We start from the raw sequence: 1,030 nt of genomic DNA, 5'->3' as shown, positions 1-1,030 counted from the left end.
AGCCTAGAGGCCTTATTAAATGGAGTTCGGAATTGGTAGCCAGACAGGTACGAGCAATATTCCCTGTATTGGCTGGAATTTCTGGTTGGAATAATACGATATGATTAGGCATTTTTTCACCTCAGTCTAATCTTTGTCAACTAGACTATTATATCATACCCTTCAACCACCGATTATGAAAAATTTATACTTGATATTCGGAGTGTAGGCTGTTGAATCTTCATAAGCCCAGTAACGATGCCGGCTATTGGCAGTATGCGCGTTGACAAGCGGCATTCCTTCGCTATTCTTTCTAACAACCATAGTATTATGATCGAATCTTCCGTCACCTTCAAAATCATAACAAATGACGTCACCTGGTGATAGCTGTTCAGGTGACGAAACTTCTTTAGCAGTCAATCCTTGGCGTGAGCCGCTTAAATACCATCGCAATGAATTGGCTACAGCCCAGCTATAGCTCCAATTCTTTCCGGAGTACCACCATCCCCTTGACCGGTTTGGTATCCCCCAGGGCGGAGCGCCACCCGCTCGCAGACATTGAGAGATGTAGTTCGTACAATCCACCTCAAAATGCCGATAAGCTGGGTTGTAGCTGTCCCACCATCGATCCGCATACCTTACAGCTTCTCTTCGATTGTACGTAAAAGGGGCACGTTCTTGTGTTTCCTTATTTACGAATTCCGGACTTGGGGGCAGACTTGAATGAACTGGAACTTCTGTTCGAATGAAATGATGAACAACATCCGCTCCCTTGAAGTGAGCGACACCATCATAAATACCCTCTTCCATATATACCTGTCGTCCATCTTTGATCAAAAGTGTAAGAAATAGGTTATAGCGGACTTCCTCCTCCAAGTCATAGGCGATTCGGTGGAAGGGTTTGAGACGGAACGTAGCACGCTCGACCCTATGCCCTCTTTCTGTCAACCCTTTCACTTTCTTATGTAACCAGTCTTCTTCTTCCTGTTCAAGCAAGCGATTAATGACACGCTCCCAGTACACCTGAAGTTGATGAGTAGGATTCATAGCC

2 protein-coding genes are annotated in these 1,030 nt (G+C 45.0%); both read right to left on the bottom strand.

The genetic code is table 11. The features are described 5' to 3' along the window. Positions 1 to 112 (bottom strand): tRNA (cytidine(34)-2'-O)-methyltransferase (locus LD39_RS22375; RefSeq protein ID WP_304413585.1); only part of this gene is annotated, 112 nt, incomplete at its 3' end. Positions 113 to 162: 50 nt separating this feature from the next. Further along, positions 163 to 1,026 carry an amidase domain-containing protein gene (locus tag LD39_RS21195; protein ID WP_052158993.1) on the bottom strand — a complete coding sequence of 288 codons (864 nt, stop codon included), beginning with the start codon at positions 1,024 to 1,026 and terminating at the stop codon, positions 163 to 165. Positions 1,027 to 1,030 lie beyond the last annotated feature (4 nt).

The organism is Halobacillus sp. BBL2006, from assembly GCF_000786645.1.
GTDB lineage: Bacteria > Bacillota > Bacilli > Bacillales > Halobacillaceae > Halobacillus.
This window is presented reverse-complemented; position numbering and strand designations above follow the sequence as displayed.